Genomic DNA, 26,978 nt, shown 5'->3' on the forward strand with positions numbered 1-26,978 from the left:
CGGCCCGCCATTATGCTAGAACGAGAAGCCCGCCGACAGCTTGATCGTGCGCGGCGCGTTGCCACCCGTGCTGTAGGTCGATCGCTGACCGTAATTCGGATCGATCGGGCTGTTGTTGTAGTCGGTGTAATTGCGGTCGTTCATGACGTTCAGGATGTCGAGCCGCATGCGGACCCGCGTCTGATCGGTGATGAAGCCGAGCGGGACGTATTTGGTGAACGCGAAGTCCAGCTGTCGCCGACCCCAGAGGTCGCCGAGGCTATCCGCCTGCCGGCCGACCAGCGTCCGCGAGAACGGATCCGAATTGTCGATGAACGACTTCAGATAGCTTGGCGATTCGATCTGGAACTTGCTCGATATCGTTACCCCGATCGGCGTATCGACGCTGCCTGCGATCACGAACCGGTGACGCGGCACGCCCGACGACCGCAACGTCGGATAATCCGAGATCTGCGCAAAATCGAGCGCATAGGTTTCCCCGAACTGGCGGTTCTCGTCCGCCTGCGTGTAGGTGTAGGTCGCGTCGATGCTCCACGGCGATGCCGCCGAATAGGTCTTGGTCAGCTTGAAATAGACCGCATCTGAATTGGTCTTCAGGCCATTCGTGCCGAGGATGATGGAGCCGTAGCCGTTCGGCGAGTAGGTGAACGGGGATTGCGGGACGTCCGACACGCTCGCCGGATCGTTGAAGAAGAAGCTGCCGTCCGGGCGGCGATTGCCGAGCAGGAACGCGAACCCGTCGTTGCTTGCGATATGCGTGAAACCGACCTCCAGTTCGACCGGCGAGAAGCGCCCGCGTAGCCCGAGGCTGAACTGGTCCGCATAGGGCAGCTTCAGGTCGTTGTTCATCATGACGATGGCACGCCCGCCGCCTGCGGCCGAGCTCGTCAGTTGCTGGCGCCCGGCGTCGGTCAGATAGACCGGGTTCCAGGCGATGCAGGTCTGGCTCGGCACGCACGGGTTGAGCGAGTCGTTGCCGATGAAGTTGAACGTGCGGACCTGGTACGCGCCCTGGCTGACCTCCTGCTGGAGGAAGTCGAACTGGTTGCGGTCATACGACCGGCCATAGCCCCCGAACATCGAGAAGCGGCCCGCCTCGTCGAAGCGATAGGTGAAGCCCAGCCGCGGCTGCCACGCGCTTTTGAACGCCTTCCGGTTGTTGCCGGTCGAGATATAGTCGTTGATGTCGTAATCGGCGCCTCTGAGGTTGGTATAGTTGGCGGGCGAAACCGCCGCGACGATCTCTGGCGACGTAGCATAGTCCAGATAGGCCGGCGTCCGCTCATAATCCCAGCGCAGGCCGAGATTGAGCGTCAGGTGGCTGGTGACGTCCCAATCGTCCTGTGCGTAGAACCCGATCTGGAAATTGTTCGATCGGACGCTCGCACTGCCCGACGCACCCGGCGCACCGAACTCGAGTTTATAGGGGAGGGCGTCGTTGAACGCGACGCCGGGGATCGCGTTGACGTCGTAGGTGTATTGCGGGTTGGTCAGGTTCTGCTCGAGCGTGTTGAGCTTAACCCATTTGGCCTTGGCACCGACCTTGAACGTGTGTCCCTGCAGGCCGGTGAAGGTGAAATCGTCCTGGACGGTCCAGCCCTTCTGGCCCTTGGTCTGGAAGTTGCCGCCAGCGCCGGCGCGCAGCAGGTCGGTGCGCTGCGTGCCCGTGCCGATGCGTTGCGTCGCCTGGTAGAACTGCGTGATGCCGTCGGTCGAAGGCCTTGGCGAGAAGACCACGTCCTCGTACGACACGCGCGCATCGTTGATCCACTTGTCGCCGGTATGCTGCCAACGGAGCAGGCCGCGCTTGTCGACGACCTTGTTCAAGGTCGAGGTGCTGGCGGCGTTGATACCGGTCGCGTTCTGCAGCCCGGATTCGTTGCGATACTTGCCCGACAGTTCGATCAAATCATTGTCGGTCGGCACGATATCGATCTTGCCGAAATACAGGTCTTCCTTGAACCGCTGCGCGAACGTGCCGAAATTATCCTGGTATTGCTGCGGGATGGACGAGATCGGATAGCCGTTCTCTGGCCGCACGTCATACGGGCTGGAGATGCGCTTGCCTTCGTAGGTGGCGAAGAAATGCGCCTTGTCCTTGATGATCGGCCCGCCCAGCGCCGCGCCGAACTGCTTGTTGCTGGTCTCGACCTTGGAAATCGTCGTCGGGAAGATCTCGCTCGGGCGACGGTCGCGCAGATTCTGGTTGGTGAAGTCGTAGAAGCCCTCGCCGTGGAACTGGTTCGTCCCCGACTTGGTCACCGCGGTGATCGCGACCGAGCTGACCTGATCGAACTCAGCCTTGTAGTTCGACGACAGCACCTGATACTCGCCGATGCCGAGCTGAGGGAACGGGTTGCCGGGCGAGGAATCCTGGCCGGTGATGCCGTTCTTGAGGACGTAGTCCTTCTGGCTGACGCCATCGATGAAGACGTTGACGGTGCGGCTGTCCTGCCCGCCGCCCTGGATGCGCGATGCGCCGCTTGCGTCCTCGATGAAGCGCACGCCCGGTGCCAGATCGGCAAAGGCGAGGAAGTTGCGGTTGTTCTGCGGTAGCTGTTCGATCAGCCGCGACGAGATGACGCTGCCGACCTGACCGCCGGCGAGCGAGCGGATGCGGTTGCCGGTCACGACGATTTCGTCGCCGCCGGAGGCCGCGCCCGTGGCGGGGGCATCGGCATCGGGCGTGCCCGCGGGTTCGGCCCCGGTGGTCGCCGTGGGTGCAGTTGCCGCCGACAGGTCGAGGTCGAGCCCGGCGACCTGACCGACCCGCAGCGTGAACGCATCCGAGTTGCGCGTGCCGTTGCGCTGTTTGATTTCGAGGCGATACGTACCCGCACGTAGCGAGGCGAAGTTGTACGCGCCGCCGGCATCGGCCGGGACGGTACGGCGCAAGCCGGTCGAGATTTCGACGGCGGTAACCTCGACGACCGGATTGTCGCCGGGTGCGGTGATCGTGCCGCGCAGCGACGCCTGGCCGACCTGCGCCACCGCCGGCGTCGGCGCGAACAGCAGCCCGCTCGACAGCGCCGTCATCGAGACGACCGCCGCGCGCAACATCATCTTGGTCATGAAAGTTCCCCTTGTCCCGATTGTTCGGGTTTGTTGTTGTGGACGTTGAAAGGATCGTGGCCTGAGTGGAGGCCTTGCGAAGCGTGGCGTGCCGGGCCGGTGGACTCGCGCACGATCACGACCGGTTTGCGCTGCTCGACGCCATTATGATCGTCGCCCGCGATCGCCTTCACGAGCCGTGCGACGGCACTGGCGCCAAAACTGGCGATGTCGATGCTCGCCGACGTCAGCGAGGGCGAAATCAGCCTGGTCAGCGGGATGTCGTCGAAACCGCAGATCGCGATCTGGTCGGGTATGACGATGCCGGCGCGCTTGAGCGTTATCATCGCGCCGATCGCCATCATGTCGTTGGCCGCGAAGATCGCGTCGAAATCCGCTCCGTCCTCGATCAGCGTCGTGGCGGCGGCGGCGCCCGACGGCTCCCTGAAGTCGCCTGCCATCACACGGAGCGACAGCCCGGCACGCGCACACGCCGCTTGCGCGCCGCGCAGTCGTTCGTCGGCATCGATGTTACCCACGGGCCCCGAGATATGGACGAGCCGTCGGCGTCCGGTTGCGATCAAATGCTCGACCAGTGCCGACGCGCCCGCGACATTGTCGATGCGGAGTTCGGCGCGCGCCGATCGTCCCGGCGCGCAATTCACCAGGATGGCGGGCATGCCGACGGGCAGGTGCGCCAGCAGCTCGTCCGCCGACACCTGTGGCGCCATCACCACCAGCCCGTCGACGCGGCCGCGCATCGCGTGCAGCGCCGCGACGCCGCGTCGGGCATCGCCGTGCATCACCATCATCATGCAATACAGGCCGCGCTCGGACGCCTCGCGGTCCATCCCGCGCAGCAGCTCGGAGAAGAACTCGCCGTGCAGGTCGGGCACCACAACACCGATCATCCCCGACTTTGCCGAGCTCAAATGGCGCGCCGCAGCATGGGGAACATAGCCGAGCCGCGCGGCGACGCTTTCGATGCGCGCGCGCACTTCGGGGCGCACGTTGCTGTGCCCGTTCAGCGCACGCGACACCGTCGCCACCGACACCGCAGCTTCGCGGGCGATATCACGAACAGTGGCGTGCGGCATGAAGCGTCAGGATCCCCTCTGGCACCGATCTGCGCGTTGCGACCGGTATCTTGCTCTTGATGTAACCGGTTACATGATCCAGAAGCGGGGATCAAGAACCTTGCGACGATCGCCGTGCCGGTGCGTACCGGCGCGATCGCAGCAGGCACGGACGAGAGGGACTGGCGAATGGCGACAACGACGATTTCACGACGCGCGATGCTGATGGGCGTCGGTGCGATGACCGCTTGGGCAGCGAGTCCCGCGCGCGCGTTGTTGCAGCAGGCAGTAGGGGGCGGTGCAGTGCTCCCGGCATCGGTCGAGGCGATCATCGCGCACATGACCGTCGCTGAAAAGGCAGGTCAGCTGAGCCTGATGGCAGCCGCCTGGGCTGGCGGTGCAGCGACGACGCTCAATCCGGCCGGTGGCGCGACGAGTTTCGACGGACAATTGGCCGATGTGCGCGCAGGTCGGATCGGCGGCGTGTTCAACGGAAATGGCGCGGTCATGGCCAAGCGCATGCAGACCACCGCAATGCGCGAGTCCCGCTTGAAGATCCCGCTGCTGTTTGCCGCCGACGTCATCCACGGCATGCGCACGGTATTCCCCGTGCCGCTGGCCGAAGCGGCGAGCTTCGATCCGGAATTGACCCGCCGCACCGCGCGCGCGGCGGGCGCCGAGGCCGCCGCGTCGGGGATCGACTGGACCTTCGCGCCGATGGTCGACATCGCCCGCGATGCGCGCTGGGGGCGTGGCGTCGAGGGCGCCGGCGAGGATGTCCTGCTCGGCCGGCTGATCGCAGCAGCGCGCGTGCGCGGGTTCCAGGGGGAGCATGGTCTATCGGCATCGGACGCGGTCGCCGCCTGCGCCAAGCATTTCGCGGCATATGGCGCGGCAGAGGCGGGGCTCGACTACAGTACCGTGGACGTATCGGAGCGTACGCTGCGCGAGATCTACTTCCCGCCGTTCGAGGCGGCATTCGGCGCTGGCGCACCGACGGTCATGGCTGGATTCAACGAAATCTCCGGTGTCCCGGCGACCGCCAACGACTGGCTGCTGACCGGCGTGCTGCGGCGCGAATGGGGGTTCGAGGGGCTGGTCGTCTCCGATTACACCGCGGACGAGGAATTGATCGCGCATGGGTTCGCCGCCGATGCGCGCGAGGCGACCAAGCTCGCCTTCATGGCCGGCGTCGACATGAGCATGCAGAGCGGCTTCTACCTAAAACATCTCCCCGACCTGATCGCGGCGGGTGAGGTGCCGATGGCACGGCTTGATCAAGCGGTGCGGCGCGTGTTGGCGCTGAAGGTGACACTCGGACTGTTCGACGACCCGTTCCGGCGGATCGACCCGCGCCGCGAGAAGACACGCATCCGCACGCCTGAGACGTTGGCCTTGGCGCGCGAGGCGGGGGCCAAATCGATCGTCCTGCTCAAGAACGACGGCGACCTGCTGCCGCTGCCGCGCGCGGGAAAACGGATCGCGCTGATCGGTCCGTTCACGACCGGGCCGCACGATCTCATCGGGCCGTGGAACGTCTATGGCAGCAATGCCGAGGCCGTCGATCTCGCGACCGGCGTGCGTGCGGCGGTCGCCGATCCGTCGATGCTGAGCGTCACGGTCGGGTCTGCGATCGACGCGCCGCTCGCTGGCGGAATCGACGCCGCGGTGGCCGCCGCAAACGCGGCGGATATCGCCGTTCTCGCGATCGGCGAAAGCGAGGGGATGTCGGGCGAGGCACAGTCACGGGCCGACATCGTCGTCCCCGCCGCGCAGATGGCGCTGGTCGCGGCAGTTGCGGCGACCGGCAAACCGATCGTCATCCTGCTGCGCACCGGCCGCGCGCTGGCGTTGAGCGGGCCGGTGCTCGATGCGCCGGCGATCCTCGTCACTTGGTTTCTCGGATCGCAGGACGGGTCCGCGATCGCCGACATCCTGTTCGGCCGGATCTCACCGTCTGCGCGGCTCCCCGTGTCGTTTCCGCACGCGACCGGGCAGGAGCCGTATCACTATGATCACAAGAGTACGGGGCGCCCGAACCCACCGGGACCGGCGCTGGAATACAAGACGCACTATCGGTCGGTCGTCAACGCGGCGTTGTTCCCGTTCGGCCACGGCCTGACCTATGGCATCATCGTCTATAGCGCGCTCGATCTGGGCACCGCGCGGATCGACGGCGACAAGGGCGTGCTGGTCGTTCGCGCGACCATCGCCAACACCGGCCCGCGGGCGGCAGAGGAGACGGTCCAGCTATATATCCGCGATATCGCTGCCAGCGTCACGCGCCCAGTCCGCGAACTGAAGGCGTTCCGCAAGGTCGTGCTCAAGCCCGGCGAACGACAGGTCGTAGCGTTCACACTGCGCAAGGCCGACCTGCTGTTCATTGGCCGGGATCTCAAGCCGACCGTCGAGCCGGGTCGGTTCCAGGTCTGGATCGCACCGTCTGCGCAAGCCGAGGGCGTATCCGGCACGTTCACGCTGGTCTGATGGCGCCTTGCGGATCGCGGCGACGCGGGATGGCGATCACCGCCGCCAGCATCGCCGCGATCAGCACCGCCGGCCCTGCCAGCATCAGCCAGCGGATTGCGTACAGGCTGTCCGCGGTCTGGACCGTACCCGCGACGAAGCCGTTCGCCTGATAGACAGCGCCGATCGCAAACCCCGTCACCGCGAGCGCGATCTTCTGCACCAGTGCATAGGTGCCAAACGCCAGCGCCTCGACCCGCTTGCCGCTATGCGCCTCGCCCCAGTCGACCGCATCGGGAAGCAGCGTCCAGGCGGCGAGCGCGAAACCCGTGAAGGCCATCTGCATCGCCAGCAGGAACGCCGCGGTCGCGAAGCCACCGGGATGCGCGACCATCGTGAAACCCGCGGGCAACAGCAGTGCGAGGATCCCGGCACTGAACCAGACAGCGCGCGGACCCTTCGCGCGCGCGCGCGCGGTCCAGATCGGGACTGCGATCAGGCTGCTTACCGCCATGCCCGCCAGCGCGCGCGGACCGCCAGCGGCGTCGTCCAGCACGTAGCGAAAGACGTACAGCACCGACTGGCTGGTCAGCGCGGTGGCCGCACCGCCCGCCGCGGCTGCGAGATTGAGCGCAACGAACGCGCGGTTGCGGGCGAGCGCCGCCAGCCCGGACCGGATCGTCGGGCGGCGCGCGCTATCGGCACGCGGCAACGGCTCGGGCACCCGCCATGCCATGATCGCCAGCAAGGGCACGCCGACGACCGCCAGCATCGCCGCGGCGAAATCATAGCTGCCGGTCCGCTGTACGAGCCAGGGTAGCGCCAGCGCGACGAATATGCTTGCCGCCGACCCGAACCCCATCCGCAGTCCCGCAACGAGCGATCGTTCGCGACCGGTCTGCGCCACCCGCGTGGTCCAGGCGGCGTAGGGGATGTTGGTGAAGGCATAGACGGTGCGAAAGGCGATCTGCGTCGCCAGCGCCCAGGTCGCCGCGCCGGCGGGGACCGCGAACATCGCGATGAACGTCAGGCCGAGCGGCAACGCCCCCAAGCCGACCAGACGCCGATACGATAATCGCATCCGCTCCGCCGCCGCGCCGGCGAGGAAATCCGCCGCGCCATCCCAGGTCGCGCCGATCAGGAATACCAGCCCCGCGGTTGCCGGCGGCAACGCCAGCGCGTCGATATAATAGAATAACAGGTACAGGCTGATCGCCTGCCAATACAGGTTGAAGGCGAAGTCCCCCGCGCCGAACAGGACGAGTGTGGCTCGTGCGGCAGGGACGGCAGGGACAGGGGCAGGGGTTTCGTCGCGCGGCATATCCGCCGTTCCTTGGCCAACGCGCCGCGCTAATCAATCCGCGATCGCACCGCGTTTCCTCTTGCCGAGGCGAAACGTGACGTCACGTGGCGGGGCGTGACTAAGGGAAACGCAGCGCGCGCACGGACTGCGGCGATTCTTTACCCTAGCCTCGGGGGGCGGATCTTCGCGTCGGCGGCCATCGTCCTCGATCAGCCGTCCAGCCCATAGCGCGCGGCGCGTTTGGCAACGTCCGGGTTGATCGCCAGCGCCGCCTTGCGGTCCGCGTCCGCCGCCTCGGTCTTGCCCGCTCGGCGCTCGGCCACGCCGCGCATATAGAGCGACCACGCATTGCGCGGGTTGGCCTTCAGAGCCGCATCATAGTCGGCAAGCGCAGCGTCGAGCTTGCCGAGCCGGAGCTGCACCAGCGCGCGGCTGTCAAGATAAGAGGCCGAGCCGGGTCGGAGCTTCAGAGCGGTGTTGCAATCGGACAGCGCACGGTCAAGCTCACGGTCGAGCAACGCCCGCGCCCAGCACCGTCCGTTATAGGCGGTCGCGCGATCGGCATCGTCGCCGTGCATCTTGAGCCACGCATCGTAATTCGCGATCGAACCCTCGGGCTGGTCGATCGAATCGTACAGACCGGCGAGCCGGAGCCGGTCGTCGGATCCGGCAGCCAGCGTCCGATCGGCGACCTTCATATCCTCCGCTGCGCCGGCCGGATCGCGGCTCATGACCCGAAGCCGTGCGCGCAGCAGCCGCACCTCGTTGTCGTCGGGGCTCAACGCCGCCGCCTTGTCGATGTCCGCGGCCGCAAGCAGCAACTGGCCGTTGGCGAGCCGCGCCTGCCCGCGCAGAAACACGTAGCGGCCCACGGTCGGCGCCATCGCCACGGCCTTGTCGAGATCCGCGAGCCCCTCGGGATAGTGCCGCTTCGACAGGAACACCGCGGCACGCCGGCTAAAGCCTGCCGCATCGGTCGGCACGCCGGCGGTGTCGGTCAGATCAAGCTTCTCGCCCCCCGTCGTCCGCGCCCCGGTCGGCGTCAGACCGAACACCGTGCCGCCCTCATAGGTCATGTACATCAAGTGATTCGCGTTCGAGACGAACATCCGGTGCGTGAGAAAGAAATCGAACCCGATCAGCATGTCGCCGTCGAGTTTGATATCGGCGATATTGAATTTGGGTTTCGGCACGACCTCGCCACCAAGGTCGATGGTGTCGAACGGCGCGATCCAGGTCGTCAGCTGTTTTGAGCCCAGTCCGCTGTTATAGCCGACCGGCCTCACCCCCGGGCTCGTCGGCGTGATCCCCGCGCGCTTGGCCGCGGCAAGCGTCATGATCGTCGTCTGCGCGCCCGAATCAAATACCGCGCGCATCTTCACGCCGTTGACCAGCACGGTGCCGATCGTGTGCGGCTTCCATGGTCCACCGTCGCCGCGTTCGAGCGGGATCATCGAATATGGCTTGCCTGCCGCCCAATAGGCGAGCCCGACATTGCCGCAATCCTCGACCTTCATCAGCCGGACCGCGCCGTGCGGCAGATCGTATTCGACGTCGACCAACCCGAGAATGTTCTGGCCGAGCAGGCCCGCCGTGCCCGTGTCGGTGCCACCGACGATGAAGCTGACGCGCGGGAGCGGGATGCCGGCGAGCGTAAAATCCTTAGCGCTTGCGATCGAGGCGGAGGCGTCGCCATTGACTCCGCGCAGTCTGAACCACGATGGGGCGGGCGTGCTCGACAAGCCGAACTCCGCCGCCGATGCGCGCGACAAGGTGCTGTAGAACGCGCCGCTGTCGACGATGAACCGCGTATCGTGTGTGCCGAACTTGGCATCCACCATCGCCCGGCGTCCGATCAGCGTTACCGGCAATTCGGCAAGCTTGCTCACCTTGCACGCGCCGATCGCCGGACCCGCCATCGCCATCGCCATCACTGCGATCGCCACCCCCCGAACTACCGTCGATCCCCGCATGCGCATCTCCTGAGCCTCAGCCTCGCCTTAGGCACCCGAATGCTATCCCAGCGCGGATGCCAGCGCTACAGCGGCGTCGATGAGCCCGGGGGCAGGAACTGGCGTCCCGGCTTATGCGGCATGAAGGTGGCGTTAGCGAACCGGAAGTATGACCGCGGCGTCGCATCGATGCGGTTCGCGGCTCTTCACTGCACCTTGCAAGGCTCGCCGCGCGGATCGCCTGCACCGCCGCTGCGCCCACATCGCCGGCGATCCGCTGGCGGCCCGCTATGCGACGATCTGGAAACAGATCGCGGGCGATCCGCGCGCGCATCGACACGGTTCGTCACCGACCGGGGTCGCGTAACGCCCGCCTTCCAAGATCGTCCGCAGGCTATCGCGACGGTCTTCGTGCGCTTGCTATCTGGCGAACGGCGGATGCCCGCGCTGCCTTGCGCGCTGCGACGCTGGATCCCGCACGACGACGATCGCCTGTTTCAGGACGCGGCTCGATGCGCATTTCGGTGGCGCCGCAGCCGATGTCGCGGTCGCGCTCGTTCGGATCGGCACGCCTCGGGCACTGATCACCGTCCCGTCGCAGAGATCGCTTGGCGACGTCGAAAACAGGCGGTTTCGTGATCGTCGACCAGCCCGCATGCCTGCATCCAGGCATAGACGATGACCGGCCCGACGAACTTGAACCCGCGCGCCTTCAGCGCCGCGGACAGTGCCTCGGACACGGGCGATTGGGTCAACGCCTTTTCGCCGTCCCCGATCACGGGAACTCCATCGACGAAACGCCAGGCAAAGTCGGCAAAATCCTCTCCGGCGTCGCGCATCGCGAGATACGCGTGCGCATTGCCGATCGTCGCCTCGATCTTCGCGCGCGAGCGGACGATGCCTGCGTTGTCGAGCATCGCCGCGATCTCCGGCTCGCCGAACCGTGCGACACGCACCGGATCGAACCCTGCGAACGCCGCCCTGAACGCCTTACGCTTGCGCAGGATCGTGATCCAGGCGAGCCCGGCCTGGAACCCGTCGAGCATCAGCTTTTCCCACAGTGCGCGCGCATCCCGCTCGGCTACCCCCCATTCGGCATCGTGATAGGCCGCGAGCAACGGATCGCTTTGTGCCCAGCGGCATCGGCAGAGGTCGGCAACGATCATGACAGCGCTCGCAAACGGAAGGGAGATCGGCCTGTCCTCGGCAATGCGACCCGCCGCGCGAGCCGCACCCGTTTCGGCAGGCGGGCACGCGCCCTATATAGGCCAGGTCAGCCTGCCGGTCGACGGCGGCCTGTCCGCCGCGCTCGGCCAGCCATTTTGCTCAAGATCCGGAGGACACCATGACCGACTACAGGAAAACCGACGACGCGCTCGCCAAGCTGACGCCCGAGCAGTTTTACGTGACGCAGCAGAGCGGCACTGAACGCGCCGGCACGGGCGAATATCTGCACACCAAGGCGCCCGGCATCTATGTCGATATCGTTTCGGGCGAGCCGCTGTTCGCGTCTGCCGACAAGTTCGATTCGCATTGCGGCTGGCCGAGCTTCACCAAGCCGATCACACCCGACACCGTTGCCGAACTTCATGATCACAGCCACGGCATGACCCGGATCGAAGTCCGTTCGGCTGGTGGGGACAGCCATCTCGGGCACGTATTCCCCGATGGCCCGCGGGATCGCGGGGGCTTACGGTATTGCATCAACTCGGCATCGCTGCGGTTCGTGCCGCAGGCGGACATGGTCGAGCAGGGCTATGGCGCCTATCTCGACCAGGTCGAACAGGTCGGGTAAGCGATCGCCTTACCCGCATCGCCAGCAAACCCGGAACGTGCGCTGGCGATGCGGTCGAAATTACGCCGCCTGAACTCCGTACCGCAGATGGACGATACCGTGGTCGAGCACGTCGGCCCCGTTGAGCGTCAGCGTCGCCTTGCCAGCCAGGCCGTCGGGACCGGCGATGACGATGCCCTGCACGTCGGTGCCGCCATCCAGCGCAGGCGTGATCAGTACGCCGAGTTCGTCCACTACACCCGCTGCGAGCAGCGCGCCGTTGATGCCACCGCCACCTTCGAGCAGGATCGTCCGGATACCGAACGCGTCCCCCAGCGTCTCAAGCGCCGCGACGATATCGATCTCGTCCGTGTCGGCTACGACATAGGACACGCCGTCCGCCGCGAGCTCGGCGAGATGGCTGTCGGACACGCCTGCGCCGAGTAGCACGATCACATGGTCGCCGCCGATCGCGCCTCCCTCGAAATGCAGCTTGCCTGACCGGTCAAGCGCGATCGCGAAGCGTTTCGCATCGCTTGCGACATGTACCGCCCGGTCTACCGTCCATGGCTTTGGCGGCGCATGCGGGCCGGTCGCGCTCATTTCGGCCATCGTCACGCGACCGACCATCCACGCATCTGCCGCCATCGAATCGTGCAGCGTTTCATATGCCTTCGACCATTGCTGCCGCGAGCCATCGGGGCTTTCGGTATAGCGGCTCGGATGCAACCGTCCGTCGACCGAGGACAGCATCAGGCAGGTCACATGCGGTTTCATCAGCGTCTCCAAAGGTGCAGGACGCTAGAACGACCGTCTCACCGATCGGGCCCATGGCGACCGCTGCGTACGCCGACACTAACGCCAGGTCCGGTTGCCGAGAACGATCCCGAACGGCAGGCCCCGTCGTCCAGGCCCGGTCGCCCCGTCGGGCAGGCCGCAGTGCGCGCGGGCGAGACGGTCGACAATCGATAGGAGATCCCCGATCGCTTCGAGCGCGGCCCGCCAGCGCGCCAGCGCGCCAGCGCGCCAGAGTCAGCAAATACGAAGCGTCGGAGAAAGACGCGGACGATATCATTGGGGATGACGTCGGAAGTCGCGCCGAACTGTGACGATGCAGCGGCCGTCGCCAATCGGCAGGCTATATGCCTTGATCACGCCGCGTCGGATGACGTTCTTCGACCCCGGTCATCGCCGGATCTGGCCGGCGAACTGACGGGTCATGCCGGCCGGAATTACCGGTCGGCGCGTGCGGATCCGTCCCGTTTTGCGAGATGGCGTGGATCAGGGCGCGTGCGCCGCTATGGTCCGTGTCCGCATCCCGCACGCCTCGTTCGGATTTGATCGATGACAGATGTTTCGCGTCGCCTGCTGCTGTCCGCCGGTGTCGCCGGGGCGGCCATGAGCGCGCTTCCCGCCGCAATCGCGCGGGCTGCAGCGATCGCCCCCGATGTTCGGACGCGCTCGATCATGGATGTCGAGCATGTCGTCATCCTGATGCAGGAGAATCGCGGCTTCGATCATTATTTCGGGTCGCTGCGCGGCGTGCGGGGGTTCGCCGATCGATTGACGATACCCGTGGCGGGCCCCGTATCGGAGCAGGCCGCGCCGACGGAGCCCGCGGCGGTCTGGGCCCAGCACGATCGGACCGCGCCTGGCGGCGCGCGTACCGTCCTGCCGTTCCATCTCGCCACGCGCGCGAATTTCGACCTCATGCGGAGGGAGGGCACGCCGCATAGCTGGCCCGATGCGCAGCGTGGGTGGGACGAGGGTCGGATGGCGCATTGGCCCGAGGCCAAGAGCCAGCGCGCTATGGGGCATTACCGGCGCGAGGACATCCCGTTCCAGTTCGCGCTCGCGGAGGCGTTCACGGTGTGCGACGCGTATCACTGCTCGGCGCAGACCGGCACCAACACCAATCGGCTGTTCCTTTGGAGCGGGACCAACGATCCCGGTGGCACGCAGGGCGGCCCGGCGATCGGCAATTCGCACGACAGTTTCGTCGAGGATGGCGGCGCTCCCGACCCTTACCGCTGGACCACCGTCGTCGAGCGGTTGCAGGCGAAGGGCGTCGACTGGCGGATCTACCAGGACATGGCGGACAATTTCACCGACAACCCGCTGGTCGGTTTCGCCGCGTTCCGCGATGCGCATCGCGGGGACGGGGACGGGGAAGGGGACGCTGCTTTACGCGACCGAGCGCTGACCACGCGTGGGCTCGACGTCTTGCGCGCCGACGTGCTCGCCGGACGCCTGCCGCAAGTATCGTACGTCATCGCCACGGCGAAGGGCTCGGAGCATCCCGGTCCGTCGAGTCCGGCGCAGGGAGCGGCGTATACCGCCGACGTCCTCGACGCGCTGACCGCCGATGCCGCGGTCTGGGCGCGGACCGCCTTGCTGGTGATGTTCGATGAAAATGACGGGTTCTTCGATCATGTTCCGCCGCCTGCGCCACCGTCGCATGCCGCCGACGGCACGTTGCTCGGCGGGTCGACGGTCGATCTGACGGGCAGTTATCATATCGTCCCGAGCAAGGGCGATGCGACGCTCGACCTCCCGGCCTATCGCGGTCGCGCATATGGGCTGGGCCCGCGCGTGCCGATGTACGTCGTGTCTCCCTGGAGCCGCGGCGGCTGGGTCAATTCGCAGGTGTTCGACCATAGTTCTGTGATCCGCTTCCTCGAACGCCGGTTCGGGTTCCACGAGCACAATATCTCGCCGTGGCGCCGCGCGGTATGCGGCGACCTGACTTCGGCATTCGACTTCACCGCCGCCGATCGCGTGCCATTCGCCGCCATGCCCGATCCGCGGCGCGACGCGGCCCGGGCCGCCGCCATTCCGAAGCAGGTCCGTCCGCAGGCACCGACCGCCACCGATCCGCCGTGGCAGGAGCCCGGTATCCGTCGCGCGCGCCCGCTTCCCTATGCGCTGACCGTGAACGACACGATCGCCGATCGGGCAGTCGAGCTTCACTTCGAGGCGGCGGGTGCGGCAGCCGCCGTGTTCCACGTCTATGATCGTGTGGATCTCCGAACTGCGCCGCGCCGCTTCACGGTCGAACCGGGGCGGTCGCTCGACGGACGCTGGGCGTTCCAATCCGATGGGCGCTATGATTTGTGGGTGCTCGGCCCGAACGGTTTCCACCGACATTTTGCTGGAACGCGTGACGATCCGGCAGCGCTGGAGGCCGTCGCTTGGACCGTGACCGCGGACACCCTCGTGCTGGACCTCCCAGGCAGGCATCATGCGCTGGGGCTGACCGCGCACGTCGAACGGATCGGCGTGCGCGCGGTGGCGGAGCCCCTGACGGCAGCACGGTATCGCTGGCCGCTGCGTGACAGCTTCGGCTGGTACGACGTCAGCCTCTCCGCAACGACCGTGCCCGGGTATCGCCGCCGTGTCGCTGGGCGGGTCGACACGCCGGGCCGGGCCACGTGCAGCGATCCGTTCGTGGCCGTCTAGGGCCGCAGCGCGGCGATGCGCGATCCGAGGCGCGCGACGAACCGGTCGAGCGGACAGAGCGACGTACATCCCGGGATCGCAATCGGCGTGACGACGACAGCGGGTCGCAATGCGCGGATCGCGGCGAGCGACTGAACGCGGTAGAACACCCTGACATAGCGCGCGTGCGAAGTCCGATCGCGCAACCGCTCGATGACAAGGGCCCCGCCCGGTGCAACGTCGTTGCGCGCAAAGCCCGGTGCGTCGAGGTCGACACCCAGCGCCGCCGCAAGCGCGGTGACATTGGTGTCGTGACCGACCATCACGTCGAGGCGGGGGGCGGTGGGGGCGGTGAGCGTTTCGACGATGCGGTGGCCGAGCGCCGACGCTTGGTGAGCCGCCATGTACGGCGATCGCGTGAACACGTCGAACAGCGCCGCGTGGAGTGCGCCGAGGCGTTCGATCGTCGCGGGATCGGCGCGTCCCCAACCGACCGCGGCGCGGGGCAGGCCTTCCGCCTCCTGAAGCAGCAGGACCTGCGCGATCCCCGAGGTTGCCCGGATCGGCCCGGAAAGGTCGATGCCACGACCGTCCGCGGACGGCGTGAGCATCGCCGGGCTGTCGGGGCTGCAGGCGCCGTCCTTGCAGCTCAGCACGCGGTCTAGCAGAGCGATCGCCGGTCGATGGCGTGCGACGAGCGCGTCCATGCCTCCCGTGTAGCGCATGATCGACGCGATCGCCTGGCGTGGATCGAACGCGGTCGCACCCGCGCTGAGCGGTTCGAAGATCGGATCGGTCCGATCGCCTGGCAGATGCCCGACCCGGACGTCGCAACCCGGTGCGAGGCCCTGCGCGTAAGCCTCGCCGCTGGCGATCGTGCGTTCGGCGGTGTTGGTCCAGATCCGCACGGCGCCGGGTGCCGGGCAGCCGGCAAGGCCGAGCGGAGCGAGCCAGCGGCGATCATGGCGCGCCAACAGGATCAACGCTGAGGCGCCGTGCGGCGTAAGGCGCCCCTCGGACACCGTCCAGTTCGGCCAAGCCGTGGCGGTGCGCGTGTCGGCAGGCACTTCCCCCGACAGCGGTGCACGCACGCCGTGCCGCATCAGTATCACGACGCGTTCGAGTTCTAGGCCGTGCGGGGCCGCGATCGCCCCGCTCGATAGTCCCGCCAACGTGACGGCTCTGAGGATTCTCGAAAGGATACGAATACGGCGCATGGGAAACTGTCCTGGTTCGGGTAACGAAATCCGCCGGCCGCGCGAGACACGCGACCGGCGGTCGAGGAGGGGCTACATCTTCATCGTCAGGCTGAACTGGAACACGCGCCCGGTGTTCATATACCCGCCGTTACGATCGTTCGAGATGTACCGTTCCGACTTGCCGACCGTCGCCCAATAGGTGTGCTGGTCAAGCAGGTTACGCGCCGCCACGCCGATCTCGAGATTGTCGGTCGCGGCGAATGCCAGCCCGAAGTTCAGTTCGCCGACCGGCTGGACATAGATATCGGGCTGGCTGTCTTGCACCGTGGCCAGGAACCGGCCGGTGTAATTGTACGAAAGGTTGGTGCGGAACTGGCCGTCGGCATAGAAGACTTCGGCATTGTAGATCAGGTCGGGCGCCTGCGGCAGGCTGGAACGGCGGATGTCGGTCGCCGAGATCTGATACTCCGCCTCGGTATTTTGGTAGGTGATGTTGCCGCCGACCCCAAAATTCCCGAGGAAACGCGAGCCGACCATGTCGCCGATGGTGAAGCGCCCCGACGCCTCGATCCCCTTCGCACTGCCGCCGCGACCGTTGGCAGGCTGGATCGTGACGACGCTCCCCACGGTTTCGCTCAGCGAGCGCGTGCCGGTCGGCACCAGGATGTTCTTCAAGTCCTTGGAATACAGAGCGACCTGGAGATACCGCCCGACGCCGCCATAATATTCGACGCCCGCATCATAACTCCACGCCTCGACCGGCTTCAGGTCGGGGTTCGGCCTGGTCACGGTGATGACACCGTTGGAATCCGCATCGCTGCGCCGGGTGGGGCCTGCGATCTGGTCGAACCCCGGCCGCGCATAGCTCGAGCGCACCGCACCCCGCACCACGAACCGGTCGTCGGGCTTCCACGCCGCCAGCACGCTCGGATCGAGATGGTCATAGTTGCGCCCGGCCTTTACGAAACTGCCGCCGACGCCGTTGGCATTGGTCGAGAAATAGCGCGCGTCGAAGCTGTTGTCCTCATACCGAAGCCCCGGCACGACTTCGAGCGCCCCGAGCTTCAGCGTCGCGGTGCCGTAAACGGCCTTGCGCTTTTCGTTGGCCTTCAGCACCCCTTGATTGATCACCTGCGGCGCCACCGTCGCCAGGTTCACATATTTGCTGACCTGGGAGTCGAGCTGGCTGCGATCGAGCACCTTGATCCCGCGCGCCGGATAGTAATCGAGAAAGTCCTTCAGAACATAGCCCAGATACTGGTTGATCGTCGGACCTTGTTCGGTGCCCGATTGCAACGGCGTCAGGAACCGATAGCGCGTCACGTCGGGCGACAATGACCGGCCGTCGCGATCGGAATCCTCGTACAGCCCCCCGACCGCGACGCTGGCGAGGAATCCGGTGCCGTCCCAGCCGAGGCTCCCCTTCACGGTCTTCTTGACCTCCGACAGATAATCATAGCCCTGTTGGACGTAGAGCTGGGTCGGACGGTCGAGCGAGCCGACATAGGCGCTCGCGCCCGAAGACAGCACCGGGCGGGGCGAACGTGGGTCGGACAGGTCGACGGTGACGCCTTCGCTTGCCAACCCGGTGTTGCTCGCCGCACCGTTATAGGCGACGCCGCGGAACGCCGCCTCGATCCGCTGGGGCTGGTCGAACCGGCCATCGGCATAGCTGCCTTCAAGCGACGCGGTGACCCCGTTCCAATGCGCCTTGCCGCCGAGCTGCGCCGAGAACAGCTCCTGCTCGACGTCCTCGGTACGGAAATAGCTGGCCGGGTTGATGCCGAGCGGCGTGTAGATCCCCGCCGCATTATACGCCTGCGTGGTACTGCCGTTGCCAAGCGTGCGGACCGGGTTCGCGTTCGTCTGGCCGCGGGTCAGCTCGTTGCGCAGGCCGGTCTGGTTCATCGTGTTGGTGTTGAGATAGGTCGCATAGTTGACGCGGGCGAACAGCTCCACGGGATCGCTGTGAAAATCGAGCGAGCCGGTCGCGCCGTAGCGCTTGATCTCGTTATTGTAGAAGTTCCACTGGACGCCGTCGGCCGACAGCGCATCGCCATTGGCGCGCGCGGTGCCGACGTTGAAGTTGGTCGTCTTATAGTCGTTCTGGACCGCGGTCGATTCGGCGGCGTTTGCGCGCTCCTCGTAATAGCCCGCGACATATACGCCAAACTGGCGATCGCTGCCGAACCGGCGTGCCGCATCGATCCCGACCGCGCCGCCAAAGCCCTTTTGCTTGCGATCGAGCGCGAGTTGGGCGCCTTGGGCGAGAACGCGGGCGCGCGTGAAGTCGGTCGAGAAGTCGAACGCGGTCGGCGTACGCAGATCGACGATACCCGCGATCGCGTCCGTATCCTTGTTCGCCCCCGGCGTCTTGTCGACCGCGATGGCGCCGACCGCGAACGGCGAGAACAGGTTGAGCGAGATCGCGCGCGAGCTGCCCGCGACCTGCGGCAGGCGCAGACCATCGAGCGTATAGGCGTTGTAGCTGGTGTCGAATCCGCGGATCGAGACATATTGCGCTTCGCCCGTCGCGCTCTGGTTGCGGCCTTGGTCGCGGCTGACCGAGATTCCCGGCAGCGTCTTGGCGAGATCGGCGATCCCGGTTTGCGAGTGGATCGCGACGTCTCCGGTGGTGACGACGTCGATCACGCCGACGGCATCATGCTCTTCGGCGAGCGCAGACTGCTGGCGGCGACCATTGACGACGATGTCGCCGGTCAACGCTTCGCTGACGGTCTCGGTCGGCGCAGCAACGGTCTGATTGTCGGCCGGAATGGTCTGGGCGGACACCGGGGTACCGAAAAGCCAAACGCCGGATATGCCGACGGTCGCTATCGCCAGGGTGCCGCGGGCGGCTTGGGACAGCAAGGCAAGCGCAGGCGATCGCTGCCGGCGTACCGGCATCGTGAAGGTCGAAGTCATGGGTCCCCCCTGGGATGATCATGGGCTGAACTGCCCGATCGAGGGTTCGTTAGGACCGATTCGATACGGTTTTGTGACAAACAGGTAAGATCTTGTGTGATATCTCAACGTTCTCATCAGAAACTGATGGGGTCAGCGCTGAATCCAACATGATCCGGGAATTTGCTTGGAACCGTGACCGCCAGCCGTTAAGCACCCCGCATGATGAAGCGCAGCGATCGTCGTCAGGATATCCTCGACCTGCTGCGCAACGGCGATGCGCATGCGATCGCAGAAATGGCCACGGCGCTCGCGGTCTCCGACGAGACGATCCGGCGTGAATTGCGGCAGATGGAAGCCGATGGGTCGATAGAGCGCATCCATGGCGGTGCGCGGCTTGCGAAGACCGCGGAGGAGGGCGCGTTCGAGGTGCGTCTCGGTCGCAATGCCGCGGCCAAACAGCGGATCGCCACGGCGGTCTCGCTGCTCGTCGACGACGGTCAGTCGCTCTATATCGATGCCAGTTCGACCAGCCATTACGCCGCCCGGGCGCTGCGCTCGAAGCGCGATCTGACGATCGTCACCAATGCGCTCGGCGTCGTGCAGGAGCTTGGCGGGCGCAACGGCAACCGGGTGTATGCGGCGGGCGGCGAACTTGACGATCGCTACCGAGCCTATTTCGATAGTGATGCGCGCGCCTATCTCTCGCGGTTCCGCCCTCGTCTAGCGATCATCTCAACCGAATCGGTCGATCCCGTCGCGGGCTTTACCAATTATCACGTCGGCGAGGCTGCCCTTTGCCGCCAGATGATCGCGCAATCCGAACGCGTGCTGATCGCGGTCGACGCCTCCAAGTTCGATCGGTGCAGCGTCGCAGCGGTAGCGACCTTCACCGAGGTCGATATCCTGGTCGCCGACCGTGCGCCGGGCGAGGCCTATGCGGCGGCGATGGAAACGCTCGAGTGGGTCATCTGTTGATCCTCCGACGGAGCGTGAGCGCGAGCAGTAGCGCGACGCCGGCGATGGCGGCATGCCAGCCCCAGAATTCGGCGATTGCGATGCGTTCGTAGAAGCGACCGACCCAGCCGACGAACAGGTTGGCAAAGAAGCCGTGCAGATAGAACAGTCCGACCATCGTCCCGCTTTTGCCAGCCGGCGTAGCCGCGGTGACCAGCGCGAGTCCCGCCGGCCAGACGAACACCACGCCAAGATCGAGCAGGACGAGCGCGGCGAGCGGAACGAGTGCGCTGTCGCTTCCCGTCAGCGCCGCAGCGCCCAACACGCCGAACCCGGCAGCGATCGCGCCGCAGCCCACCGCCAGCACGGTCGCAGGCGTTAACGCCTTATATCCTCGCCGCGCGCGGACCGTGCCGATCCAGCGGACCAGCGCGACGAGCATTATGGTGAAGAACCCGTCCGCAGCGGCAAACCACGCCGGCGGTACCGCGAAGCCCGCTATGTCGAGGCGGACATGCCCGGCGATCCAGACGAGGAAGATGTTCGACACCTGCTCATAAGCGCAAAACGCAAGCACGACGATGACGATCGCCGCGACCGCGGTACCCCAATTCACCGATCGCTGCGCAGTCGTCCGCCGGGCGGTCGAGACGGCAGGGGCTGGCGGCGCGCCCAGATAGATCGTAAGCGCGACCACCATCCCGAGCGCGGCGGCGCCGAAGCCATAGCGCCATCCGAACTGCTGCGCGAGCAATCCGCACACCAGCGGCCCAAGCATCACGCCGATGTTGAGAAACGCGAGGTAGACCGCAAATGCCCGCCCGCGCCCTCCATCGTCGACCGGAAACAGATCACCGACCTGCGCCGCCAGGTTCGCTTTCATGCAGCCGGTGCCAACGATCAGCAGCGCCAGCGCAGGCAGCAGCAGGGCCTCGCGCATCAGGCAAAAATGCCCGCTGGCGATCAGCAGCGCGCCGAGCATGATCGCGCGCCGCCGACCCAGTACGCGGTCGCCGATCGCGCCGCCGATCGGCAGCACCAGATACGACAGCGCCGCGTAGAGCCCATAAAGCTGCGACGCGAAGGCGAGCGGGGTAAGCGGCCCCGACAGCACTTCCAGCATATGCCGCGCGGGTGCCAATCCGAGGACACCGTTCCTATCGTCGACCAGCACATGATCGATCAGATACAGCGTCAGCAGCGCCTTCACGCCGTGCAGCGAAAACCGTTCCCAGGTTTCGGTTGCAGCGAGATGATAGAAGCGTCGATCGAGTGCTGTCCGCGATGGCGTCGAATCCGTCATCGTCGCGCAATGATCGCTGGATATGACACTGGTGCGACGCCGCACCACGCGAACGCGTCATATCTACAGAGACTATACCCGATGCCCGTCCTTGTCCTGCGTTTCGCCGCGCTGCTCCTGTTGTGTCTGGCCGGGCCCGTCCTGGCGCGCGCGTCCGATGCGACCCGCTTGCGGGTGATGACGTTCAACGTCCGCTACCCCAATCCGGACGACGGCGTGAACGTCTGGGCCAACCGGCGGGCGCTGTTCGTGCAGACGGTTGCGGCGGCGAACCCCGACATCATCGGCACGCAGGAACTGTTCGCCACGCAAGGCGCAGACGTCGTGCATGCACTGCCCCGCTATAGCTGGTTCGGGCGCGATAGGCGCGGCGGGCATGCCGATGAGCATATGGGCATCTTCTACCGTCGCGATCGTCTGCGCCTGATCCGCCACGGCGACTATTGGCTGTCGGATACGCCGGCGGTGATCGGCAGCATGGCGTGGGGCGCGACGCTGCCGCGCATGGTCACTTGGGGAATCTTCGAAGCGCGGGCCACGCATCGACGGTTTGTCGTGTTCGATACCCATTTCGCACACCGCGACGAGGATGACGGCGCGCGCGAACGCTCGGCTGCGATGCTCATGGCAGAGCTCGCACCGATCGCCGGCGCGCTCCCGATCGTCGTGACCGGCGACATGAACGCAACCCCCGACAGCGCCGCCTATCGCCTGCTCGCCGGGCGGTTGACCGACGCCTGGGTCGCATCGCCGGTCCGCGTCGGCCCGGACCGGACCTTCCACGATTTCACCGGCACGCCCGATCGCCGGATCGATTACATCTTCGTCCGCGGCTTCACCCCGCTGGCTGCCGCGGTACGGACCGATCACGCGGCGACGGTCTATCCCTCGGATCACTTCCCGGTCGTTGCCGAGCTGCGGTTCGACGCGATCAGGCCGGGGGGTCGAGGCTGAATCGGTCGTCGGCGTCGTCAAACACGAACAGGTCGGCCTAGCGGCCCCATTCGGCTACGGTCCGCAGCGTCGTCGCTGCGAACTCGGGCGACATATGATCCTCCAGTCCGTCGCGGAAGCGCCCCGCCTACGCCTGATGAGTCGATCGCTTGTGCGCGCACTACGCCCCGGCGGCGGATGATCAAGCGCGAACGTCTCCCAGCATCACGGCCGGGTACAGAACGCTGTCAGGACCAGGGCGCCACGTGCAACAACGTCCGGGACGCAGCCGCGATGTGCCGCTAAAGCACGTCGGGAAACGAGGAACGGATATGATCGAGGCGGTAGCGAAGGCATGGGACGGTGTGATCGTCCGGACGTGGCTCGAACGTCGCGTCGCCGCCGCGAAGTCGGATCAGGTCGTGGCGGAGCGCGGCGGTCGCGATCGACACGACGATTGCGACAAGGCGACCGCGGAGGAAATGGTCTGCGGGCTGATGCAGGCCAAACAGGCACCGGAGACGCAGGAGGGTTTTGCCGCCGCACTACGCGCTCTGCTCGATCGCGACGAGTATATCTGGCGCGGCGTGTATGACGACACGCGTTTCGACCGCCATGTCCGCGCGATGATCAAGAAGCTCATCAAGATGACCAAGACGAACGACGGGTTCGCCAACACGACGCACTATCAGTGACGGCGCCAATGACCCTGACGACACTTGCGGATCTCGGCTGGACCACGTTCTTCAGCGATCAGGTTTCGGCGGAGGAGGCCGAACGCTGCCACCCGGTGCGCGTGATGTCGGTCCACCGCGGCAAGATATCGGTGTCGGGCGAGGCGGGGCAGCGCTTCATGACGCCGTATATTCAGGGCGCGCTACCGACCGACGATCACCCTACCGTCGGCGACTGGCTGCTGGTCGACGATGCCACCCTGCTTCCCGTTAGGGTGCTGCCGCGGATGAACCTGTTCAAACGCCGCTCGCCGGGCGACCCGCGCCGTGACCAGATGATCGCCGCCAATGTGGATACGGTGTTCGTCGTCGCGTCGTGCAACCAGGATTTCAGCGTCGCGCGACTGGAGCGCTATCTCGTGCTCGCGCGCGAAGTCGGAGTGACGCCCGTGGTGATCCTGACCAAGGCCGATCTCACCGACACGCCCGAGCTCTTCGTCACCGCGGCGCGCGCGCTCGAGCCGGGACTGCGTGTCGAGACGGTAAACGGCCGTGATCCCGGCGACGTCGTCCGCCTCGCGGCCTATTGCGGTCCAGGCCGGACCGTCGCGTTCCTGGGGTCATCGGGGGTCGGCAAGTCGACTCTCGTAAATTCGCTGCGCGGGTCGGATAGTATCGCGACGCAGGCGATCCGCGCCCATGACGGCACCGGGCGCCACACCACAACCGTCCGCGAGATGCACCGCCTGCCACAAGGTGGCTGGCTGCTCGATACGCCCGGCATGCGCGAATTGCAGCTGTCGGATGCGGCGGCGGGAATTGCCGAAGTGTTCGACGATTTCGCGCTCGCGGCGCAGGATTGCCGTTTTTCGGACTGCTCGCACGGCGTCGAACCGGGCTGCGCGGTGCGCGCCGGGATCGACAGTGGTGCGCTGACGGCGGAACGCTTCGATCGCTGGCGACGACTGGCGGTCGAGGAGAAGACGAACGCCGACCGCCTGACGAAACGCTGGTTGCGATAGGACGCGTCGACAATCTGGCACGACCGCCTTCGCCCCCCGCGTACGCGACGAACCGCAGTGATCCCATGCGGCCGAAAGCGCTGGCGGGGTCTGCGCGCTGCGGGCTAGACGCGGCGTCCGACTCTTTGGGCTAGGCCTTTATTCTGCGCGCATTGTCCGTCCTCAAATCGATCCGGCGTCGTGTCCGCGCGAGCGAGACGGCGTTCATCGTGCTCGCGACGCTAGTCGGCGCCGGCGCCGGGTTACTCAGCGTCTTGCAAGGCGCGGCCGCGCGGACGATGCAGCATGGGCTGTTCGGCCTGTCATCCGCCGCACGGCTCAGCGCCATGCCCGTTTTACCGCTCACCGCGCTCGTCGTGTTGCCGATCGGCGGGCTCGTGCTCGCGCTGTTCTCCTTGGCAACGCGCGCGCGCCGACGCCGGATGGTCGATGCGGTCGAAGCGAATGCGTTGCATGGCGGTCGCATGTCGGTCCCCGACAGCCTGGTCATCTCGGGGCAGACGATCCTGTCCAATGGCTTCGGCGCCTCGGTCGGGCTCGAGGCGGCCTATGCACAGCTTGGCGGTGCGATCGGATCGGTCGCGGGGGCGGCGTTCAATCTGCGCCGCGCGGATCTGCGCAATCTGGTCGGTGCGGGCACCGGCGCGGCGATCGCGGCAGCCTTTGGAGCACCGCTGGCAGGCGCGTTCTACGCGTTCGAGATCGTCATCGGCGCCTACACACCGACCGCGCTCGCCCCGGTGGTCGCAGCCGCGCTGGCCGGAACGCTGGTCGCGCACCTCCTCGGCACGCAGCCCTATGTGATCGATGCGGTCGCGACGATGCCCATCGAAACGCATCACTATCTGATCTACGCAGTGCTCGGCGCGCTGTGTGCAGGTATCGGCATCGCCCTGATGCGCGCGGTTGCGCTGGTCGAGACGGCGTCGCGCCGCACCAGATTGCCCGACTGGTCGCGGCCGGCGATCGGTGGCGCCTTGCTGGTCCCGATCGCGCTCGTCTCCCCGCAAGTTCTGTCGGCCGGGCATGGCGCGCTCCACGCCGATCTTGCGCTGGGCGCGCCGCTCGCGTTCATCGGCGTGATCTTCCTCGCGAAATGCGCGGCGTCGATCGTCTCGCTGGGGTTCGGGTTTCGCGGCGGGTTGTTCTTCGCGTCGCTGTTTCTAGGTACCCTGGTCGGCCATCTGTTCGCGGGGGGACTCGCGGCGATCGCCGGCCAGCATCTGGTCGATCCGCGCAACGCCGCGCTGGTCGGGATGGCGGCCTTGGCGGTCGCGGTCGTCGGCGGACCGATGACGATGGCGATGCTCGTGTTGGAGGCGACGCGGGATTTCGCGCTGACCGGTGCAGTGCTCGCGGCGGCGCTCGTATCGTCAACGATTGTGCGCGAGACGTTCGGCTACAGCTTCTCGACCTGGCGGCTGCACCTGCGTGGCGAGACGATCAAGAGCGCGCGCGACGTCGGCTGGGTCAAGACGCTGACCGCGGGGCGGATGATGCGCCGCGAGACCAAGGCGTTGCCTGCGTCGATCACGATCGCCGAGTTCCGCCGGCGGGTGCCGCTCGGTGCGACCAGCCGGACCGTGCTCGTCGATGCGGAGGATCGCTATGCCGGGATCGTCCAGACCCCGACCGCCTATGCCGAGGGGCTTGATCCGCAGGCCCCCGTCGGATCGCTCGCGGTCGTCGCGGATGCCGCATTGGTCCCGACGATGGACATCGCCGAAGTCATGCGCCGCTTCGATGCCTCGGGCGCGGACGAACTCGCGGTGCTCGACGACGCGCGTGCGGTCCTTGGGATCCTGTCCGAATCTTTCGTCCGTCGTCGCTATGCGGAGGAACTTGAAAAGGCGCAGCGCGAACTCTTCGGGGAACGCTGAGCGCGACGGCGCAGCTGTGCCAAATCGACCGACATGCCATCGGTATCGCCATCATTTGCGACCTAGGCTCCTTCGGCAGCAATCGGCTGTGCGTAAAGAAGGACGTCGTCATGACCCTCGAATATCCCCCCGTCATCCCCGCCGACCGTAGCCGACCGCGCCACCAGCGATCGGTCACCGATGCGCCGGATCCAACCCTACGCGCGCGCTTTACCTTTACCGAACTCGAGGTGCGCTTCGATCCCGAGCTCGACACGCTCTGGACCTATATGCGGCAACGCGTCCGACCGAGCTTCAATCCCGGGCTGCTGACCGAATTCAGCCAGTGGCAGGACGATATCGTCGCCGCCCGCCGCACCGGTGATATGCCGATCCGCTATGTCGTGCTCGGCTCGCGTTTCCCAGGGGTGTTCTCGCTCGGCGGCGATCTGGATCTGTTCGCAGCGCACATCCGCAACGGCAATCGCGCTGCACTGGTCGGCTATGGGCGTGCCTGCGTGCGCATCCTGCACCGTAACATGCTCAGTCTCGATCAGCCGATCATCACCATCGGTCTGGTCGAGGGCGACGCGCTGGGCGGCGGGTTCGAGGCGTTGCTATCGTTCAACGTCGTCATCGCCGAACGCGGCACCAGCTTTGGTTTGCCAGAAACCAATTTCGGGCTGTTCCCGGGAATGGGTGCGCATTGTTTCCTGTCGCGCAGGCTCGGGTCGGCCCGCGCCGAGCAGATGATTCTGAGCGGGCGCAGCTATAGCGCCGAGGAGCTCTACGACCTCGGGATCGTCCACGCGCTGGCCGAGCCGGGCGAGGGGCGCGTTGAAGTCGAACGCTATATCCGCCACAATCGCCGGCGTCACAGCGGGCATTGCGCGATCTACGAAGCGTCGCGCTCGGTCAATCCGCTCCCGCTCGGCGAACTTGAGGCGGTCGTCGACCTCTGGGCGGATGCCGCGCTGCGACTGAGTGCCGGCGATCTTAAACTGATGCGACGGCTGGTCGGGGCGCAGACCCGCTTGCTCGGCAAGGTCCAGTCTTGATCCTCGCGG

General features: G+C 66.3%; 19 protein-coding genes. 10 read left to right on the forward strand and 9 right to left on the reverse strand.

The genetic code is table 11. From position 1 onward, the window contains the following. Positions 1-15 precede the first annotated feature (15 nt). Entirely contained in the window at positions 16-3,072 is a 3,057-nt protein-coding gene (locus ASF00_RS06045; protein ID WP_235525645.1) for a TonB-dependent receptor, read from the reverse strand. Further along, a complete protein-coding gene (locus ASF00_RS06050; protein ID WP_082463251.1) occupies positions 3,069-4,148 on the reverse strand; it encodes a LacI family DNA-binding transcriptional regulator in 1,080 nt (359 codons plus the stop codon). Before ASF00_RS06050 ends, ASF00_RS06045 begins: the two co-directional genes overlap by 4 nt. A 168-nt stretch (positions 4,149-4,316) precedes the next feature. On the opposite strand from ASF00_RS06050, the gene ASF00_RS06055 reads away from it, so the two are divergent. Continuing rightward, positions 4,317-6,614, forward strand: a complete 2,298-nt coding sequence (locus ASF00_RS06055; protein WP_055875799.1) for a glycoside hydrolase family 3 N-terminal domain-containing protein — start codon at positions 4,317-4,319, stop codon at positions 6,612-6,614. Here the strand turns inward: ASF00_RS06055 and ASF00_RS06060 are convergent. Further along, the gene (locus ASF00_RS06060; protein WP_055875802.1) at positions 6,601-7,914 is read right to left on the reverse strand and encodes an MFS transporter; all 1,314 of its coding nucleotides are present in this window, start codon (positions 7,912-7,914) and stop codon (positions 6,601-6,603) included. The genes ASF00_RS06055 and ASF00_RS06060 overlap by 14 nt on opposite strands. Positions 7,915-8,105: 191 nt before the next feature. Next, entirely contained in the window at positions 8,106-9,869 is a 1,764-nt protein-coding gene (locus tag ASF00_RS06065) for an aspartyl protease family protein (RefSeq protein WP_235525646.1), read from the reverse strand. A gap of 148 nt (positions 9,870-10,017) precedes the next feature. Here ASF00_RS06065 and ASF00_RS06070 point away from each other — a divergent pair, with 148 nt between their 5' ends. Then, positions 10,018-10,215: a hypothetical protein gene (locus tag ASF00_RS06070; protein WP_055875807.1), complete on the forward strand. Its 198-nt coding sequence runs from the start codon at positions 10,018-10,020 to the stop codon at positions 10,213-10,215. Between the two features lie 217 nt (positions 10,216-10,432). Here the strand turns inward: ASF00_RS06070 and ASF00_RS06075 are convergent, their stop codons facing one another. Continuing rightward, entirely contained in the window at positions 10,433-11,014 is a 582-nt protein-coding gene (locus tag ASF00_RS06075) for a DNA-3-methyladenine glycosylase I (protein WP_055875810.1), read from the reverse strand. A 179-nt stretch (positions 11,015-11,193) separates the two neighbouring features. Between ASF00_RS06075 and msrB the strand changes: the two genes are divergently transcribed. After that, positions 11,194-11,643, forward strand: a complete 450-nt coding sequence (gene msrB, locus ASF00_RS06080; RefSeq protein WP_055875813.1) for a peptide-methionine (R)-S-oxide reductase MsrB — start codon at positions 11,194-11,196, stop codon at positions 11,641-11,643. 60 nt (positions 11,644-11,703) lie between these two features. Here the strand turns inward: msrB and ASF00_RS06085 are convergent, their stop codons facing one another. Next, a complete protein-coding gene (locus ASF00_RS06085) occupies positions 11,704-12,399 on the reverse strand; it encodes a RibD family protein (RefSeq protein WP_055877053.1) in 696 nt (231 codons plus the stop codon). Positions 12,400-12,966: 567 nt separating this feature from the next. On the opposite strand from ASF00_RS06085, the gene ASF00_RS06090 reads away from it, so the two are divergent. Beyond that, positions 12,967-15,081, forward strand: coding sequence for a phosphocholine-specific phospholipase C (locus ASF00_RS06090; RefSeq protein WP_055875818.1), 2,115 nt, complete (start codon positions 12,967-12,969; stop codon positions 15,079-15,081). Here ASF00_RS06090 and ASF00_RS06095 read toward each other — a convergent pair. Then, complete coding sequence (locus tag ASF00_RS06095; RefSeq protein WP_055875821.1) at positions 15,078-16,277, reverse strand: histidine-type phosphatase; 1,200 nt, start codon at positions 16,275-16,277, stop codon at positions 15,078-15,080. The genes ASF00_RS06090 and ASF00_RS06095 overlap by 4 nt on opposite strands. 72 nt (positions 16,278-16,349) lie before the next feature. Further along, a complete protein-coding gene (locus tag ASF00_RS06100) occupies positions 16,350-19,184 on the reverse strand; it encodes a TonB-dependent receptor (RefSeq protein ID WP_055875824.1) in 2,835 nt (944 codons plus the stop codon). 201 nt (positions 19,185-19,385) lie between these two features. On the opposite strand from ASF00_RS06100, the gene ASF00_RS06105 reads away from it, so the two are divergent. Further along, on the forward strand, positions 19,386-20,141 hold the full coding sequence (locus tag ASF00_RS06105) for a DeoR/GlpR family DNA-binding transcription regulator (RefSeq protein WP_055875827.1): 756 nt from the start codon (positions 19,386-19,388) through the stop codon (positions 20,139-20,141). Here the strand turns inward: ASF00_RS06105 and ASF00_RS06110 are convergent. Continuing rightward, positions 20,131-21,423 (reverse strand): POT-type proton-dependent oligopeptide transporter, encoded by a 1,293-nt coding sequence (locus tag ASF00_RS06110; protein WP_055875831.1) that lies wholly within the window; start codon positions 21,421-21,423, stop codon positions 20,131-20,133. The two genes, ASF00_RS06105 and ASF00_RS06110, sit on opposite strands and share 11 nt — an antisense overlap. Before the next feature lie 81 nt (positions 21,424-21,504). Between ASF00_RS06110 and ASF00_RS06115 the strand changes: the two genes are divergently transcribed. The 5 genes from ASF00_RS06115 (at position 21,505) to ASF00_RS06135 (ending at position 26,969) form a co-directional block, all read left to right on the forward strand. Beyond that, complete coding sequence (locus ASF00_RS06115) at positions 21,505-22,377, forward strand: endonuclease/exonuclease/phosphatase family protein (protein WP_055875834.1); 873 nt, start codon at positions 21,505-21,507, stop codon at positions 22,375-22,377. Positions 22,378-22,688: 311 nt separating this feature from the next. Next, positions 22,689-23,051, forward strand: coding sequence for a hypothetical protein (locus tag ASF00_RS06120; RefSeq protein ID WP_055875836.1), 363 nt, complete (start codon positions 22,689-22,691; stop codon positions 23,049-23,051). Between the two features lie 8 nt (positions 23,052-23,059). Continuing rightward, the gene (gene rsgA / locus ASF00_RS06125; protein WP_082463252.1) at positions 23,060-24,052 is read left to right on the forward strand and encodes a ribosome small subunit-dependent GTPase A; all 993 of its coding nucleotides are present in this window, start codon (positions 23,060-23,062) and stop codon (positions 24,050-24,052) included. 152 nt (positions 24,053-24,204) lie between these two features. Beyond that, the gene (locus tag ASF00_RS06130; protein WP_235525647.1) at positions 24,205-25,932 is read left to right on the forward strand and encodes a chloride channel protein; all 1,728 of its coding nucleotides are present in this window, start codon (positions 24,205-24,207) and stop codon (positions 25,930-25,932) included. Between the two features lie 110 nt (positions 25,933-26,042). Then, positions 26,043-26,969, forward strand: coding sequence for a crotonase/enoyl-CoA hydratase family protein (locus ASF00_RS06135; protein WP_082463253.1), 927 nt, complete (start codon positions 26,043-26,045; stop codon positions 26,967-26,969). Positions 26,970-26,978: the final 9 nt, after the last annotated feature.

Source organism: Sphingomonas sp. Leaf34 (assembly GCF_001421805.1).
GTDB lineage: Bacteria > Pseudomonadota > Alphaproteobacteria > Sphingomonadales > Sphingomonadaceae > Sphingomonas.